Below are 19,852 nucleotides of genomic sequence, written 5' to 3'. Positions count from 1 at the left end.
AGGACATCGCGATGTCGAACGAGGAGAAGCTCCGCAGCTACCTCAAGCGCGTCACCGCCGAGCTGCGGCAGGCGCGGCAGCGGTTGAGCGCGCTCCCCGAGCCGATCGCCATCGTCGGGATGGGGTGCCGGTTCCCGGGCGGTGTCGCCTCGCCCGCGCAGTTGTGGGAGCTCGTGGCGGCCGGCCGGGACGCGATCTCAGGCTTCCCCGCCGACCGGGGCTGGAACCTCGACGCGCTGTACCACCCGGACCCGGAGCACCGCGGGACGAGCTATGTCCGGGAGGGCGGATTCCTGCACGACGCAGCGGAATTCGACGCCGCGTTCTTCGGCATCAGCCCGCGCGAAGCCCCGGCCATCGACCCGCAGCAGCGGTTGCTGCTGGAAACCTCCTGGGAGGCGCTCGAACACGCGGGCATCGATCCCCTGTCGCTGGACGGCAGCCCGACCGGAGTGTTCACCGGCGTCATGTACCAGGACTACGGGTCGCGGCTGGCGCCGCTCATCCCGGCCGAGTTCGAGGGGTACGTGGGCCACGGCAGCGCGGGCAGCGTGGCGTCCGGCCGCGTGTCCTACACGCTCGGGCTGGAAGGCCCGGCGGTCACCGTGGACACCGCGTGTTCGTCGTCGTTGGTGGCGATCCACCTCGCCTGCCAGTCGCTGCGGGCCGGGGAGTCGACGCTCGCGTTGGCCGGTGGGGCCACCCTCATGGCCACGCCCACCATGTTCGTGGAGTTCAGCAGGCAGCGCGCCCTGTCCCCGGATGGCCGGTGCAAGCCGTTCGCCGCGGCGGCGGACGGCACCAGCTGGGCCGAGGGCGTCGGAGTCGTGGTGCTGGAACGGCTCTCGGACGCCGAGCGCAACGGCCATCCCGTGCTGGCGGTGATCCGGGGCAGCGCGGTCAACCAGGACGGTGCGAGCAACGGGTTGACCGCGCCCAACGGGTCTTCGCAGCAGCGGGTGATCTTGAAGGCGCTGGCGGCCGCGGGTTTGGGGCCCGCCGATGTCGATGCCGTCGAAGCCCACGGCACCGGCACTTCGCTGGGGGATCCGATCGAGGCCCAAGCGCTGCTGGCGACTTATGGGAAGCACCGCACCGCCGAACGCCCGTTGTGGTTGGGGTCGCTGAAGTCCAACGTCGGCCACACCCAGGCCGCGGCCGGGGTCGGCGGCGTCATCAAGATGGTCCAGGCCCTCCGGCACGGCGAGCTGCCCGCATCGCTGCACGTCGAGGCACTGTCGCCGCACGTCGACTGGAGCAGCGGTGCGCTCGCGCTGCTCACCGAATCCCGGCCGTGGCCGGAAAACGACCGGCCGCGCCGGGCCGCCGTGTCGTCCTTCGGTGTCTCGGGTACCAACTCGCACCTCGTCCTCGAACTGCCGACTCGCGATAACGAGTCCACACGGGACAGACCACGTGCGGTGGTTGTGGATCGTGTTTCTGTTGCTGGAGACGATCCGGTGCCGTGGGTGATCTCCGGGAAGACGCCGGAGGCGCTTGAGGCATTCGCGGCGCGGCTGCACGAGCATTTGTCCACGAGCGAGGACTGGGCGCCTGTAGATGTCGGAGCGGCGCTGAGCAAGCGCAGCGGCTTCGCGCACCGCGCCGTCCTCCTCGGCAAGGATCGGCACGGCCTGCTGCAACATCTGCGCGATCTCGCCGGCGGCACCGAGGCACCGGGCATCATCCGGCGCACACAGCCACCGGCCCACGACACCGATCGCATCGTCATGGTCTTCCCCGGGCAGGGCGGCCAATGGCCCGGCATGGGCCGCCAACTTCTCGACGCCAACCCCGTTTTCGCCGCAGCCATGGCCGAATGCGATCAGGCGCTATCGGCGTACCAGAGCTGGTCGGTCACCGATCTGCTGCGCAAGGGATCCCCGCTGGACCGCGTCGACATCATCCAACCGGCGCTGTTCGCCGTCATGGTGTCCCTGACCCGGGTCTGGCAGGCACTGGGAGTTCAACCCGCCGCCGTCGTCGGCCACTCCCAAGGAGAAATCGCCGCCGCGCACATCGCGGGCGCACTCGACCTCGACCAGGCCGCACGCGTCGTCGCCTTGCGATCGCAGCTGATCCGCACCCACCTCGCCGGACACGGCAGCATGCTGTCGGTCCCGCTCTCCGTCGAAGATCTCCGACCTCATCTCGACCCGGAACGCGTTTCGATCGCCGCGATCAACAGCCCCACCGCCACCGTGCTCTCCGGCGACACCGACGCCATCCGCGCACTGCACAACACTCTGACCGACCAAGGAGTGCGCTCGCGGATCTTGCCCGTGGACTACGCCTCCCACAGCCACCACGTCGAAACCCTCCGGCAACCGCTACTGGAACAACTCGCCGGACTCACCCCGAAGACCGCCAAAATCCCGTTCCACTCCACCGTCACCGGCAAAGCACTCGACACCACCGGACTCGACGCCGACTACTGGTACACCAACCTCGCCACCACCGTGAACTTCCACGACACCACCACCCGACTCCACACCACCGGACACCACGTCTACCTCGAACCCAGCCCACACCCCACGCTCACCCACCACATCACCGCCTTGCCGGACGTGGTCACCGCCAGCACGCTGCACCGCGACCACCCCAGCACCGGCACTCTCCTCACCAACGCCGCACACCTGTGGGTCCACGGCGCGCCGATCACCTGGCAGGCCGTCCTGCCCGCCCGCAACCACGTCGAGCTCCCGGCATATCCCTTCCAGCGTGAGCGCTACTGGCTCGACGGGCCGCAGCACGACGGCCTGAACGAGGTTCGGCATCTTGTCGCTTGGCATCCCGTTCCCACGCCGCCCCGGCGACCCGGTGGGACCTGGCTGGTCGTTTCGCCGCCCGATGTCGCGCACCGATGGCAGGAGGTCGTGTCCGACGCGTTGACCGCTGGCGGCGCGACCGTGCGGCACCTGGCGATCGATGGAGCCGCCGAGCGGAATCTTCCGGAAGTGCTTGCCACGCGGGGGCCTTTCGACGGTGTCGTGTCCCTGCTCGCCCTGACCGAGCGACCGCAGCCCGCACGCCACGTGGTCGCTGCCGATGCTCTGGTGCAGGCCGGTTTCCGCACGCCGTTGTGGTTCCTGACGAGCGGGGCTGCCTCGACGGGCCCGTCCGAACCTGCGGCCGATCTCGACCGGGCGCTCCTGCTCGGGCTGACGCGGGAGGCCGTCGGCGAGCGCCCGGGCATCGGCCTGTTGGACCTCCCCGCAGGTCCGGACGAGCTCTCGCCCGCCGATCTGGCCGGCTGCCTGTCGCAGCCCGGCGGCGAGTTCGCCCTTCGCGAGGCCGGACTCCTCGCCCGGCGGCTGGTCCACGCGCCGGTCGACAGCGCCCGGCCCGTTCGCGACTGGTGCCCGCGAGATACCGCTCTTGTCACCGACTGCACGTCCGAGAGCGGTCTGCACCTCGCGGAATGGCTGGCCCGGCGCGGAGCGGAGCACCTGGTGCTGCTCGTCGACCCCGAGCAGCCCGACCCGATCGAGCTCGAAGCCGCGCTGGCCGAGCGGGGCGCCAAGGTGACCGTCGCCCGCTGCGCCCCGACCGATCGCGCCGGGCTCGATGAAGTGCTGGCCTCGATCCCGCAGCACTATCCGCTGCGGACGGTCCTGCACATCGCGGGGTCGCCGCTCGCCGAACCTCGCGGTGCGCTGAACCTGGACGAGCTGACTCGCGGCCACGATCTCGATGCCTTCGTGCTCCTCTCGATCACCGGCAGCGCCGTCGGCGAGGTGTTGGACTCGGTCGCCCGGCGGCGACGGGAGCACGGGCTAACGGCGGTCTCGATGACCTGGAGTCCCGGCGCGGCTCCCGTTTCGGGCGCTCTGAAGCAGGCCCTCGATCACGACGAGACCTCGATCGTGCTGTTCCGGCGCGAGCAGTCCGCGGAGCCGGTCGGCGGTGCGGAAGGCCGGGCGAGCGACCTCGCCGCACGGCTCGCCGCCGCGCCGGGCGGCGAGAAGCGGAAGATCCTCTTGGAGGCCGTGCAATCCCTGGCCGCCGTCGTGCTTCGGCACTCGGAGCCGCAGCGGATCGCGCCCGGTCAGCCGTTCAAGGAACTCGGCTTCGACTCGATCACCGCGGTGGAGTTCCGCAACCGGCTGAACTCGTTCACCGGCCTCCAGCTGCCGGTCACCGTCCTGTTCGACCATCCCACGGCGGAAGCGCTGGTCGAGCGGGTGCACGCCGACCTCGTCCCGGCACCCTCGATCTCGGCGGCGCTCGACGGCCTGGAATCCGCGCTGTCCGGGCAAGCCATGTCCGAAGTGGACAGTAGACGGCTGGCGGCGATCGCCGACTCCTGGCTGCCCGGTGCTCCGCGACGGGACGGGGTCGCCGCGCGGCTCGAATCCGCGTCGAACGAGGAAATCGTCGAATTCATCAACCGCGAGCTCGGCATCAGCTGACCGGCAGAAAGAGGTTGCTGCGCATGACGACCGACGATCAGATGCGACACCTGCTCGCTCGGGTCACCGCTGAGCTGCACGACACGCGCAACCGGCTGCGCGCGGCGGAGGACGACGCGGCCGAGCCGATCGCGATCGTGGGCATGGCATGCCGCTTCCCCGGCAGCGTCACCTCTCCGGACGAGCTCTGGGAGCTGGTTCGCACCGGCACCGACGCGATCTCGGAGTTCCCCGCCGATCGCGGCTGGGACGTGGACGAGCTGTACGACGCGGATGCGGACGCCGCCGGGAAGTCGTACGTGCGGCACGGCGGATTCCTCCGGGACGCATCGGCTTTCGATGCCGCGTTCTTCGGGATCAGCCCGCGCGAGGCGACGGCGATGGATCCGCAGCAGCGGCTCCTGCTGGAGACCTCGTGGGAGGCCGTCGAGAACGCCGGCATCGCCCCCGGTGGCCTTCGCGGCAGCCGCACCGGGGTGTTCGCGGGAACGGTGCTGCCGGAGTACGGCCCGCCGCTGCGCGAACCGCTGGAGGGTTTCGAGGGCTACTTCCTCACCGGAAAGGCGCTGAGCGTGGTGTCCGGCCGGGTCGCCTACTCGCTCGGGCTGGAGGGCCCGGCTGTCACCGTGGACACCGCCTGCTCGTCGTCGCTGGTGGCCATGCACCTCGCCTGCCAATCGCTGCGATCCGGGGAATCGACGCTCGCCCTGGCGGGCGGGGTGACCGTCATGGCATCGCCGGGGATCTTCGTCGAGTTCAGTCGCCAACGGGGGCTTTCTCGCGATGGTCGCTGCAAGGCGTTCTCCGCCAACGCCGACGGCACCGGCTGGGCCGAAGGCGCCGGCGTCGTGGTGCTGGAGCGCCTCTCCGACGCGCAGCGCAACGGACATCGCGTGCTTGCCATGATCCGCGGTAGCGCGGTGAACCAGGACGGTGCCAGCAACGGCCTCACAGCACCGAACGGACCGTCGCAAGTGCGCGTCATCCAAGAGGCGCTCACCAACGCCGGACTGACGCCCGCCGACGTCGACGCCGTCGAAGCCCATGGGACCGGGACCTCGCTCGGCGACCCGATCGAAGCGCAAGCGCTCCTGGCGACCTACGGCAGGCACCACACCGCCGAACGTCCCTTGTGGCTGGGATCACTGAAGTCCAACATCGGCCACACCCAGGCCGCCGCAGGCGTCGCAGGCGTCATCAAAGTAGTGCAGGCGCTCAACAACGAAGAGCTGCCCGCCACGCTCCACGCCGACGAACCCGCGACCCACGTCGACTGGAGCAGCGGCAGCCTTGCGCTGCTCACCCGATCCCGGCCCTGGCCCGAAGGCGACCGCCCGCGCCGCGCCGCCGTCTCGGCCTTCGGCGTCTCCGGCACCAACGCACACCTCATCCTCGAACAGGCATCCCGAGGTGCCGTCGAACAGGGCGAAGGAGAGGCCGACGCGGGCGCTGGAGTGGTGCCGTGGGTGATCTCGGCGAAAACGCCAGAGGCCCTTGAAGCGCAGGCCGAACGCTTGCACTCCCACCTCCGCGGCCGGGACGCGTGGACGCCTGCCGAGGTCTCCCGGTCGCTGGCCACGACCCGCACCCACTTCCCGCACCGCGCCTCGATCATCGGCGCTGAACGGCAGGAATTGCTGTCAGGGCTGGCCGCCATCGCCCGTGCCGAGACGAGCGATGCGGTGACGCTCGGCGCTGCGGTGGACAACCCGGGCATCGTCATGCTGTTGTCCGGTCAGGGCAGCCAACGGCCCGGCATGGGACGCGGACTGTACGAGGCGTACCCGGTCTTCGCCCAAGCCTGGGACGAAGCATGCGCACACCTGGACCCGCTGCTGGGACTGGATCGACCGCTCACCGACATCGTCTTCCGCGGGCAGCCCGATGAGGTCGAGCAGACGCTCATCGCGCAGCCAGCGCTGTTCGTGCTGCAGGTGGCGTTGTTCCGGTTGTTGGAACACCACGGCATCAGGCCCGACTACCTCATCGGCCACTCCGTCGGCGAACTCACCGCCGCCCACGTCGCCGGTGTGCTCACCCTGGCAGACGCGGCCGTCTTGCTGGCTGCACGCGCCCGGCTGATGCAGAACCTTCCCGCGCACGGCGTCATGGCCGGGATCAACGCCAGCGAGCAAGAACTCACCGAGGCACATCCCGAACTCCTCGATATACGAAGCGGCGTTTCCATCGCCGCGATCAACAGCCTACAGTCCACAGTGGTCTCCGGAGACCCAGATCCGGTTCGCGCCATCGCCGACCACTGGCAGAACCAAGGCCGCACCGTCCGGAAACTGCACACCAGCAGGGCATTCCACTCACCCCACTGCGAGCCGCTGCTCGACGAACTCGAACGAACCGCCCGGGGTCTGACCTTCCACCCGCCGAAAATCCCGATCATCTCCACCGTCACCGGAAGCCCCACCGACGACATCACCACCCCGGCCTACTGGCCCCGCCAGGCTCGCCAGGCCGTCCGCTTCGCGCCCGCCCTCGCCTGGCTGCACCAGCACCGCGGCGTCACCCACCACCTCGAACTCGGGCCCGACACCACCCTCACCACCCTCGCGCGTGCCACTCACAACACGCCCAGCCACGCCACGCTGAACCCCGGCACCGACGAGGCCACCAGCTACGTCACCGCACTCGCCCACGCGCACACCACCGGACTCAGCCCCGACTGGGCCGCACTCCTCCCGCAAAACCGGGTTCTCGACCTGCCGACCTACGCGTTCCAGCACGAGAGGTACTGGCTCAACCCGCCGGCGGCGGGACGCCCGGAACAGCTCGGCATGGCCACCACCGGCCATCCCCTGCTCACCGCACGAATCACCACGCCCCACACCGGCGAAACCACCCTCACCGGACGCGTCTCGCTCGACTCGCACCCCTGGCTCGCCGACCACGCCGTCCAAGGCAACGTCCTGCTCCCCGGCACCGCGTTCCTCGACATGACGCTCCACGCGGCCGCACAACTCGGCTGCGCCGTCGATGAACTCACCCTCCACACGCCGCTCGGACTCCCCGACCACGGGCACGTCGCGCTCCACATGGCCATCACCGCCGAGGACGACGGTCGGCGAACCGTCACGCTCTACTCCCGTGCTCCGGGGGCGGAAGAGGTCTGGACGCGCCACGCCACCGGCACGCTCGTCGCCGCTCCCGAGAACCCGTCCACTGCGGATCTCGCTGCTTGGCCACCGGCGGGTGCGACACCGGTCGACGTCGGCGACCTCTACGACCGCCTCGCCGACCACGGTTTCGGTTACGGGCCGACCTTCCAAGGGCTCCACACCGCCTGGCGGCACGGCGACGACGTCTACGCCGAAGTCGCGCTCCCCGACGATCACAGCCCCAGCGGTTGGGCGGTCCATCCCGCTCTCCTCGACGCCGCGCAGCACGCCGGGCTGATCGGGGGCGATTCGCAGGACCGCCGAACCCGCCTGGTCTTCTCGTGGTCGGGCGTGCGCATCCACGGCTCCGCGACGACCGGTCTCCGGGTCCGCCTCCGGCACTCCGGGGCCGACGCGTTCCAGCTCGACCTGGCCGACCACGATGGACTTCCGGTCGCCACCATCGAATCGCTCGCACTTCGGCGGGTGCCGAACGCGGTCCCGGAGGACAACGGCCTGCTCCGCCTGGACTGGGTGCCGCAGGCGTTCGACGACACCGACGCTCCGCAGTCGCGCTGGGCGCTGATCGACTCGGGCGTGACCGCGCTGAGCGATGCCGTCGCATCCGGCGAGCCGGCTCCGGACATCGCGGTGCTCGACCAGTGTGGCCTCGCCGCCGGCGACGACATCGCGCGGCTCGTCGGCGAGGCATCGCAGCGGGTGGTGGCGGAACTGCAGACCTGGCTGGCGGCACCGCACCTCGCCGGAACGCGCCTCGTGCTGGTGACCCGCGGTGCGGTGGCCGTGCAGCCGGGCGAAGTCCCGGACCTGGTCACGGGGCCGCTGTGGGGCCTGCTGCGGGTGGCGCAGAACGAGCACCCCGACCGCTTCGCGCTCGTCGACACCGACTCCAGCGGCGATGACGAGGAGCTGCGGCGCACCGTCGAAGCAGCTCTGCGGCACGGTGAGGCGCAGATCGCGGTGCGCGGCGATGCCGTGTTCGTGCCCCGGCTGGTCCGCGCCGACGCGCGGAACGAGCTGGCGGCCCCGGACTCGATGTCGTGGCGATTGGACGTGTCCGAGCGGGGCAGCATCGACAACCTGCACCTCGCGGAGTTCCCGGAGGCGCAGGCACCGCTCGCGGCCGGTCAGGTCCGGGTCGCCGTGCGGGCGGTCGGCGTGAACTTCCGCGACGTCCTCAACACCCTCGGCATGTACCCCGGCACCCCGCCGCTCGGCGTCGAGGGCGCCGGGGTGATCACCGAGATCGCCGGCGACGTGCCCGGCCTGCGGGTCGGCGACCGGGTGTGGGGCATCCTGCCCGGCGCGATGGGCCCGCTCGCGGTCACCGACCACCGGCTGTTGGCGCCGGTTCCCGACGGGTGGAGCTTCGCCCAGGCCGCCGCAACTCCTGCGGTGTTCTTGACCGCCTACTACGCCCTGCGTCACCTCACGACCGTCCAGCCCGGGCAGAAGGTCCTGGTGCACGCCGCCGCGGGTGGGGTCGGGATGGCCGCCGTCCAGCTCCTCCAGGACTGCGGCGCCGACATCTACGCCACCGCACACCCCACCAAGTGGGCCCTCCTGCGCGAGCTCGGCATTCCCGCAGATCACATCGCCTCGTCCCGCACGCCGGACTTCGCGACGCAATTCCCCTCGGTCGACGTCGTGCTGAACTCGCTCACCGGGGAACTCCTCGACGCCTCGCTGGACCTGCTCAACGAGGGCGGGCACTTCATCGAGCTCGGCAAGACCGACCTCCGCGACCCCGGCGACCATCCCGGGTTGCACTTCCACGCCTTCGACCTCTCCGAGATCGATCCCGCTCACCAGCAGGGCATGCTGGCCGATCTCACCGGCCTCTTCGAACGCGGACGGCTCACCGCGCTGCCGGTCACGGCATGGGACATCCGGCAGACCCCGGAGGCGTTCCGCTACCTCGCCAACGCGCGTCACACCGGCAAGCTCGTGCTCACCGTGCCCGCAGCGCCCGATCCACGCGGCACCATCCTGATCACCGGCGGCACCGGCGCGCTGGGCAGCGTTCTCGCCCGGCACCTCGCCGCGCAACACCCCGATTGCCACCTCCTCCTGGCCAGCCGCCATGGCCCAGCCGCACCCAACGCCGAAGCTCTACTCGATGAGCTCGGCTCCCGGGTCACCATCTCCACCTGCGACGTCACCGACCAGCACCAGCTCTCCGAACTGATCGGCAGCATCCCCGCCGAACGCCCGCTGACCGGCGTCGTCCACACCGCCGGCGTGCTCCGCGACGCGCCGCTGCACGCCCTCACCGCGGAGCAGCTGTCCACCGTTGCGGAATCCAAAGTGGACTCCGCCTGGCACCTCCACCTCGCCACGCAACACCACGACCTGGCGTTCTTCGTCCTCTACTCGTCAGCGGCAGGAATCTTCGGCAGCCCCGGCCAAGCCAACTACGCCGCCGCCAACACCTTCCTCGACGCGCTCGCCCAACACCGCCACACCCGCGGACTCCCCGCGCACTCCCTGGCCTGGGGGCCCTGGAACACCGGCGACGGCATGACCCAGCACCTCGCGCATGCCGACCACCAGCGCATGGCGGGCACCGGCGCCCTGCCCTTCGATCCGGACGGCGGCGCGGCTGCTTTCGACGCTGCCTGCAGGCGGCCGGCACCGTGGCTCGTCCCGCTGCGCCTCGACACGTCACGGCTTCGGAACGCCCCGGCGATTCTCGGCGATCTCAAACCCCGGCAGGCCGCCGAACGGCGTCCGAACCGGCCCTTGGAACAGCTCCTCGACGGCCTCGACGAGAACCAGCGCGAGCAGGCCCTCCTGCAGGTGGTCCGGCGCGAAGCCGCCGCCGTTCTCGGGCATTCCGGGGCCGAGTCGATTCCGGCCGGCCGCGTGTTCCTGGACCTCGGGTTCGATTCGCTCACCTCGGTCGAACTGCGCAACCGGCTCGCCGCGGCGACCGGCCTGCGGCTGCCCACCACGCTGGCCTTCGACCACCCCACGCCCGAAGCGCTCGCCGCCCACCTCCGCCAGCGTCTCCTCCCCCGAGCGCAGCAGGTCGCCACCCCGGCTCGTGCCTCGGTGTCCGACGAGCCCATCGCCATCGTCGGCATGGCGTGCCGCCTGCCCGGCGGTGTCCACTCGCCAGACGAGCTGTGGCAGCTCCTCGCCGACAACGCGGACGCCATCACCGGCTTCCCGACCAACCGAGGCTGGAACCTCGCCACGCTCTTCAACGCCGACCCCGACAACCCGGGAACCAGCTACGCCCGGCGCGGCGGATTCCTGCACGAGGCCGACGAGTTCGACGCCGCGTTCTTCGGCATCAGCCCCCGGGAAGCCGCGACGATCGACCCGCAGCAACGGCTGCTACTCGAAACGTCGTGGGAAGCGCTCGAACACGCGCGCATCAACCCGGGCTCGCTGCCGGGTAGCCGGACCGGGGTGTTCACCGGCGTGATCTACCAGGACTACGCGGGGCGGCTCGCCGGCCGGGTGCTCCCGGAGTTCGAAGGCTACCTCGGCAACGGCAGCGCGGGCAGCATCGCCTCGGGCCGGGTGTCCTACACCTTCGGCCTCGAAGGCCCAGCGGTCACGGTGGACACCGCGTGCTCGTCGTCGCTGGTAGCGATGCACCTCGCGTGCCAATCGCTGCGGTCCGGCGAGTCGAGCTTGGCGCTGGCCGGCGGCGCCAGCGTCATGGCGACGCCGACCCCGTTCATCGAGTTCAGCCGCCAGCGCGGGCTGGCACAGGACGGGCGCTGCAAGGCGTTCTCTGCCGACGCCGACGGAACGAGCTGGGCCGAAGGCGCCGGGGTCGTGGTGCTGGAGCGGCTGTCCGACGCCCAGCGCAACGGTCATCGCATCCTGGCCGTGATCCGGGGAAGCGCCGTCAACCAGGACGGTGCCAGCAACGGCCTCACCGCACCCAACGGTCCGTCGCAGGAACGCGTCATCCTGGAAGCGCTCAACAACGCCGGGCTCACGCCCGCGGATGTCGACGCCGTCGAAGCCCACGGCACCGGGACATCGCTGGGCGACCCCATCGAAGCCCAAGCACTGCTGGCCACCTACGGCCAGCACCACACCGCCGAACGACCGGTGTGGCTCGGGTCGCTGAAATCCAACATCGGCCACACCCAAGCCGCCGCCGGAGTCGCAGGCGTCATCAAGATGATCCAGGCCCTCCACCACAACCAGCTGCCCGCCACACTCCACGCCGACCAACCATCGACCCACATCGACTGGAGCAGCGGCACTCTCGCGCTGCTCACCGAACCCCAGCCCTGGCCCGAAGCCGACCATCCGCGCCGCGCCGCCGTCTCATCCTTCGGCGTTTCCGGCACCAACGCACACCTCATCCTCGAACAGGCACCACCAGATGAGTCCACACAGGACGATCCTGTCTCGTCGATCGTTCCGTGGGTGTTCTCCGCGAAGACACCGGAAGCGCTGACAGCGCAAGCACAACGGCTGCACGACCAGCTCCGCGACCGGGACGACTGGACGCCCGCCGAGGTCGCCTGGTCACTGGCCACCACCCGGGCCACCTTCGAGCACCGCGCCGCCGTTCTCGCAGATGACCGCGAGAAACTTCTGGCCGGACTGGAAACCCTCGCCCGCGCCGGGGAAAGCGCGTTCGTGGCAAGAGGCGTAGCAGCAGGCGATCTGGGCGTGGCGATGCTGCTGTCCGGGCAAGGCAGCCAACGCCCCGGCATGGGACACGGCCTACACGAGGCGTACCCCGTGTTCGCCGAAGCCTGGGACGAAGCATGCGCACACCTCGACCCGCTGCTCGGACTGGACCGGCCACTCACCGACATCGTCTTCCACGGCACCCCCGACGAAGTCGAAGACACACTGATCGCACAGCCAGCGCTGTTCGCACTGCAGATCGCCCTGTTCCGACTGCTCGAACACCACGGGATCCGGCCCGACTACCTCATCGGCCACTCCATCGGCGAACTCACCGCCGCCCACCTCGCAGGCGCACTCACCCTCCCCGACGCAGCACGACTGCTGACCACCCGCGCCCGCCTGATGCAAAGCCTCCCCCCACACGGCGTCATGGCCAGCATCAACGCCAGCGAGCAGGAACTCATCGAGACGCATCCCGAACTCCTCGATGCGCGAAGCGGCGTTTCGATCGCGACGATCAACGGCCCGCTGTCCACCGTCATCTCCGGCGACCCCGAGCCAGCGCGCGCCATCACCGAGCACTGGCGGAACCAGGGCCGCACCACCCGAGAGCTGCACACCAGCCGCGCCTTCCACTCCCCCCACTGCGAGCAGATCCTCGATGAACTGGAACGCACCGCCGACCAGCTGACCTACCACCCACCGAAGATCCCGATCATCTCCACCGTCACCGGGACCGCCACCGACGAGATCGCGACGCCCGCCTACTGGGCCCGGCAGGTACGCCAGCCCGTGCGCTTCGCACCCGCCCTCGCCTGGCTCCACCAGAACCACGGCGTCACCCACCACCTGGAGCTCGGGCCCGACACCACCCTCACCACCCATGCCCTGACCAGCCACGACGAGACGCCGAGCCTCCCAACGCAGCAACCCGGCGTCGACGGCGCCGCCGGCTACCTCAGCGCCCTCACCCACGCCCACACCACCGGACTCTCGCCGCACTGGCCCGCGGTCCTCACCCCGACGCGGACCGTCGACCTGCCCACCTACGCCTTCCAGCGCCAGTCCTTCTGGCTCGACCCGCCGGCCGACCGCGGCGCCGAGACCGGCTCCGATGCGAGCTTCTGGACCGCCGTGGAGGACAACGACCCGGGCGCGGTCGCGAAGGCCCTCGACATCGCCCCCGAGACCCCGCTGCACGACGTCGTGCCCGCCCTGTCGGCGTGGCGACGGCGCCAGCGCGCCGAGGTCACGTTGAACTCCTGGCGCTACGAGGTCCAGTGGCACCCGGCCCCTGCACCGGAGAATCCTCCTGCCCCACGCGGAAATTGGCTCATCATCAGCGCACCCGACACCGAGCGGGACGTGCTCGACACCGCCGCGCAGGCCATGGCCGTGGCCGAGGCGCACCCGATCCGGATCGACGATCAGGCTTCCCGAAGCGAGTTGGCCGATCTCCTCCGGGACGAAGCCCCGACTGGCATCGTCTCGCTGCTCGGCACGGTCACCGCCACGATCACGCTCGTCCAGGCGCTCGGCGACGCAGGTGTCGCGGCCCCGTTGTGGTGCCTGACGCGCGGCGCGGTCGCGGTCGACGAGCACGACGAGCCGCCCAACTCCGAGCTCGCGGCGCTGTGGGGCCTGGGCCGGGTGATCGCGCTGGAACACCCGGACCGCTGGGGCGGGCTGGTCGACCTGCCGCTGCGCCCCGACCGCCGGGCCGCCGCGTCCCTCGCCGCGATCCTCGCCGAGCGCGCGGAGGACCAGGTCGCGATCCGGCCGGCCGGCACCCGCGTCGCGCGGCTGGCCCGGGTGCCCGCAACGACCGATTCCCCCTGGCAGCCCGACGAAGCCGTCCTGGTGACCGGGGCTTCGCCCGGTGTGGATCGCCTGACCGAGCTGCTGGGCGAGCACGGCATCGCCACGACCCCGGACCCCGCGCGCACTGTGTTCCACATCGTTCCCGGCGAAACGGCCACCGGGCTCCTGGCCGCCACGGACGCGGCGGACGTCGAAGCGGCGATGCGGCGCTCGATCACCGAGCTCGCCCAACTCGATGAACTGCTCGTCAACGGTCGGATCGAAGCGCTGGTCCTCCTCTCCGCCGTGACCGACGCCTGGGGCGCCGAGGGCTACGCGGCCGGGGCCGCGACCAGCGCCTGGGTCGACGCGCTGGTGCGTCGGCGCAGGGCCGCCGGGCTGCGCGCGGTCTCGGTCGAGTGGGGCCCGTGGGACGACTCGGACGACGCCGAGGCCGCCCGGCGGGGTCTGCTCGGGATGTCCCCGGAGCTGGCCATCGCCTCGTTGCGGCAGGCCATCGGCAACGACGACCACGTCGTCGCCGTCGCGGACGTCGACTGGAACCGGTTCGTCGCGTCGAACGCGTCCCGCTGCTTCGCCGGCCTCTCCGAAACCGGCCACGACGCGGCCGCAAGCTCCGACGAGCCGCACGCCGCGCTGCGCGAGCGGATCACCGGTCTTCCCGGGAAGGAACGGCGCCGGGCCGTGGTGGAGCTGGTGCGCGGCGAGGTCGCCGCCGTGCTGGGGCATGCCGATCCGGCGGCGGTCCCGGCGAGCAGGCCGCTGCAGGAGCTCGGCTTCGAGTCGCTCACCGCCGTCCAGTTGCGCAACCGCCTCGCCAAGAGCACCGGGTTGCGGTTGTCGGCGACGCTGGCCTTCGACCACCCGACACTCGCGGCACTCGCCGACCACGTCCTCTGTCGGCTCACGCCCGAGGAGCCGACCGCCGCGCCCGTTGCCGCGCAGCCGGCCGCTGGCGAGGCCATCGCGATCGTGGGCATGGCGTGCCGGTTGCCCAGCGGCGTGGATTCGCCGGAGGGGTTGTGGGAGCTGGTCGGCTCCCGGACCGACGCGATCACGCCGTTCCCGGCGAACCGCGGCTGGGACCTCGCCGGGATCTTCGACCCCGACCCGGACGCCGTCGGCCGGACCTACGTCCGCAGCGGCGGATTCCTGCACGACGCGGCGGCGTTCGACCCGGAGTTCTTCAGCATCAGCCCGCGCGAAGCGCTCGCCATGGACCCGCAGCAGCGGCTGCTGCTGGAGACCTCCTGGGAGGCGTTGGAGCGCGCGGGAATCGACCCGGCGACGCTGCGGAGCACGCCGACCGGCGTCTTCGCGGGAACGAACGGCCAGGACTACGCGGCGGTGCTGCGGCGCAAGCCGACGCCGGGCGAGCTGGAGCCGTTCGTCGGCACCGGCACCACGGCCAGCGTCCTGTCGGGCCGCGTCGCCTACATCCTGGGGCTGGAAGGCCCGGCGGTGACCGTGGACACCGCCTGCTCGTCGTCGCTGGTGGCGATCCACCTGGCCTGCCAGTCGCTGCGCTCCGGCGAGTCGAGCATGGCTCTCGCCGGAGGCGCCAGCATCATGGCCACGCCGGACGTGTTCATCGAGTTCAGCCGCCAGCGCGGGCTCGCCCAGGACGGCCGCTGCAAGGCGTTCTCGGCCTCGGCCGACGGCACGAGCTGGTCCGAGGGCGTCGGGGTCGTTGTACTGGAACGGCTCTCCGACGCCGAGCGCAACGGTCACCGCGTGCTCGCGGTGGTTCGCGGCAGCGCGGTGAACCAGGACGGCGCAAGCAACGGACTCACCGCGCCCAACGGACCGTCGCAGGAACGCGTCATCCTGCAAGCGCTCGCCAATGCGGGGCTCACCCCGGCCGATGTCGACGCGGTGGAGGCCCACGGCACCGGGACGTCGTTGGGCGATCCCATCGAAGCCCAAGCACTGCTGGCGACCTACGGCCGGCACCACACCGCCGAGAAGCCCCTGCTGCTGGGGTCGTTGAAGTCCAACATCGGCCACGCCCAAGCCGCCGCAGGCGTCGCAGGTGTCATCAAGACGGTGCAGGCGCTCAACCACGACGAACTGCCCGCAACGCTGCACGCCGACGAACCCTCACCGCACATCGACTGGAGCAGCGGCACTCTCGCGCTGCTCACCGAACCCCAGCCCTGGCCGGAAAGCGATCGGCCACGGCGCGCCGCCGTCTCCGCCTTCGGCGTCTCCGGCACCAACGCACACCTCATCCTCGAACAGCCGTCCCAGGCCGCGGAACGCACGGTCGTCGTGGACCCTGGCGGCGCGCTCATGCCGTGGGTCATCTCCGCGAAGACTCCGGAAGCTCTTGAAGCACAAGCAGAACAGCTGCACTCCCGGCTGATGGAGAACCCGGACTGGTCGCCCGCCGACGTGGCGTGGTCGCTGGCCACCGCGCGGACCGCCTTCGCGCACCGCGCCGCGATCTTCGCCAACGACCACGAGGAACTGCTGACAGGGCTGAAGAGCCTGGCTCATTCAGGAGAACACCCCGGCGTAGCACGGGGTATCGCGGTTGACGAGACCGCTGTGGCCATGTTGTTGTCCGGTCAGGGCAGCCAACGGCCCGGCATGGGACAGGGCCTGCACGAGACGTTCCCCGTGTTCTCCCAAGCCTGGGACGAAGCCTGCGCACACCTGGACCCCCTGCTGGGCTTGGATCGGCCGCTCACCGACATCGTCTTCCACGGGCAGCCCGATGAGGTCGAGCAGACACTCGTCGCACAACCCGCACTGTTCGTGCTGCAAGTCGCCTTGTTCCGGCTGCTCGAACACCACGGCATCACCCCCGACTACCTCATCGGCCACTCCATCGGCGAACTCACCGCCGCCCACCTCGCAGGCGTACTCACGTTGCCCGACGCAGCACGCCTGCTGGCCACACGCGCCCGCCTGATGCAAAACCTCCCCGCACACGGCGTCATGGCCGGGATCAACGCCAGCGAGCAAGAACTCACCGAAGCACATCCCGAACTCCTCGACCCGAACAGCGGCGTTTCCATCGCCGCCATCAACAGCCCACAGTCCACAGTGATCTCCGGCGACCCAGACCCAGTGCAGACCATCGCCGACCACTGGCAGGACCAAGGCCGCACCGTCCGGAAACTCCACACCAGCAGGGCATTCCATTCACCCCACTGCGAGCCACTGCTCGACGAACTCGAACGAACCGCCCAGGACCTCACCTTCCACCCGCCGAAAATCCCGATCATCTCCACCGTCACCGGAAACCCCACCGACAACATCACCACCCCGGCCTACTGGGCCCGCCAAGTACGCCAAGCCGTCCGCTTCGCGCCCGCCCTCGCCTGGCTCCACCAGCACCACACCATCACCCACCACCTCGAACTCGGGCCCGACACCACCCTCACCACCCTCGCGCGAACCACCCACGACACACCCAGCCACGCCACCCTCGAACCCGGCACCGACGACGCCACCGCGTACCTCACCGCCATCACCCACGCCCACGCCACCGGACTCAACCCCGACTGGACCGCGGCCCTCATCCCGGCCCGAACCCTCGACCTGCCCACCTATCCCTTCCAGCGGCGGGACTTCTGGGCGACGCCGGAGCCGTCGAGCCGCGCCGAGGACCTGGGCTTCGAGAGCACCGGCCATCCGCTGCTCAGCGCGCGCATCGACGTGCCGCAGACCGGCCAGACCATCTTCACGGGCCAGATCACGCCAGACGCGCCGCTGACGGGCACCGCCGTCCTCGACATGGCGCTGCACGCAGCCAACCGGCTCGGTCACATGCTCGACGAGTTGACCATCCACAATGGATATCCGCAGGACCGCACCGTGCTGCAACTGGCCACCACGCCAGGCGACGACGACAACCTCGCGCTGACCCTCCACTCGCGCTGCGGTGACGGCGATTGGACCCTGCACGCATCCGGCCGCCTTCGCAGCGCCGCTCCCACCGCAGCGGACATCGCTCCGGTCGATCTCCAGGACTTCTACGATGAGATCGCCGACGGCGAAGCCCACCAGGCCGGAACTGCGGGCTTGCGAGCCGCGTGGCGCTACGACTTCCCCACCGAAGTGCAGCTCGACGTCGTGGACGAGTCCGGCCTTCCGGTGGCGGCCGTGCGGCTCGGCCTGAAGGCCCTCGCCGCGGGCCCGGCCGACCCCGACCGCCTGTTCCAGCTCGTCTGGCGGCCCCTCGCCCAGCAGGCCGAAGCGGTGGACCTGGGCTGGATCGCATCCGGGCAGGACCTGGTGCCCGACAACGACGTCATCGTGATCGACCAGCGCGATCACCCGGATGCGGCCGACATCCCGGCGCTCGTGGGCCGGCGGACCCAGCAGCTCCTCGACCTCGTGCAAGCCTGGCTGGGCCGAGAATCGGGGTCGCGGCTCGTGCTGCTCACCCGCAACGCGGTCACCGTCCACCCCGGCGAAGCACCGGACCTCGGCACCGCCCCGCTGTGGGGGCTGCTGCGCCCCGCGCAGACCGAGCACCCCGACCGGATCCTGCTGATGGACGTCGACGATCCGGATGCGGCACCCGAAACCGTCGGCCGCGCCGTCGCAACCGCGCTGCACCACGGGGAACAGCAGGTCGCGCTCCGAGGCGGCGAGCTGTTCGCCCAGCGCCTGGCGCCCACCGAACCGACCGGCGACGGCTCCGCCCGCGGACTCGACCCGCACGGCACCGTGCTCATCACCGGCGGCACCGGCGCGCTGGGCAGCCTCGTCGCCCGTCACCTCGCGGCGGCGCACCGGGGGCCGCTGCTGCTGGTCAGCCGCCGGGGACCGGCCGCCTCCGGCGCCGAGCAACTCCTCGCCGACCTGGCCGCGCTCGGCGCCGAGGTGGAGATCGCCGCCTGCGACCTCACCGATCCGGCGGCCCTGGCCGGGTTGCTCGAAGGCATCCCCGATGAGCACCCGCTGACCGGGGTCATCCACACCGCCGGCGTCCTGCGGGACGCCCCGGTGCACGCCCTCCGGCCCGACGACCTGGCGGCAGTGCTGGCCCCCAAGGTCACGGCGGCGTGGAACCTGCACGAGGCCACGCGGCGTTACGAGCCGGACGTGTTCGTCCTGTTCTCCTCCGCCGTGGCGATCTTCGGCAACCCGGGGCAGGCGAACTACGCCGCGGCGAACGCGTTCCTCGACGCCCTCGCCCAGCACCGGGGCGATCTCGGTTTGCCCGCGCACGCCCTGGCCTGGGGACCGTGGCAGGTCTCCAGCGGCATGTCCACCGACCTGAGCGAGGTCAACCTGGCGAGGATGACGCAGGCCGGCATCGTGCCGCTGCAACCCGACGACGGCCTCCGGCTGTTCGACGAGGCCTGCGGGACTCCCAGCACGCACCTGCTCCCCCTGCACCTCGATGCGACGACCCTGCGCGCCTACGCCCGCGCGAACCCCGTGCCGCCGCTGCTGACCGAGTTCCTCCCGCAGCAACGAGCACAACGCTCCGCTGCCGAGCCGCTGCACCGGCGGCTGGCCGGGATGTCGGCGACGCAGCAGTCGGAGGCGCTGCTGGACCTGGTGCGGGATCAGGTGGCGGGCGTGCTCGGCCACGCCGGCCGGGACGACGTGCCCGAGGAACGGCCGTTCCTGGACCTCGGCTTCGACTCGCTGACCGCCGTCGAACTCCGCAACCGGATCACCGCCGCCACGGATCTGCCGCTGGCCACGACCCTCGTCTTCGACCACCCGACGCCCGCCAAGGTCGCCGCCCTCCTGCACCGGAAGTTCTTCGGCGAGCCGACCGACATCCCGCCACAAGGCGGCCGACCCGCCGCGGAGCCCGCGGCGGACATCGACGCCATGGACGTGGAAAGCCTGGTGCAGAAGGCATTCGAGAGTAGCGGGCGCTAGCCCCCGGGAACCAAGGGACCG

Annotated in this window: 1 protein-coding gene and 1 pseudogene; both read left to right on the top strand. The window is 70.9% G+C overall.

All coding sequences use genetic code 11. The features are described from left to right. Window positions 1-5: 5 nt before the first annotated feature. Window positions 6-4,163 (top strand): annotated as a pseudogene (locus AC07FN_RS30870) (beta-ketoacyl synthase N-terminal-like domain-containing protein); the annotation flags it as partial. A 272-nt stretch (window positions 4,164-4,435) separates the two neighbouring features. Next, the gene (locus AC07FN_RS30865) at window positions 4,436-19,831 is read left to right on the top strand and encodes an SDR family NAD(P)-dependent oxidoreductase (RefSeq protein ID WP_478398767.1); all 15,396 of its coding nucleotides are present in this window, start codon (window positions 4,436-4,438) and stop codon (window positions 19,829-19,831) included. Window positions 19,832-19,852 lie beyond the last annotated feature (21 nt).

It is taken from the genome of Saccharopolyspora sp. NPDC045941 (assembly GCF_056431445.1).
Note: the sequence above shows the minus strand (reverse complement) of the source record. Positions and strands in the feature narration are given on the sequence as shown.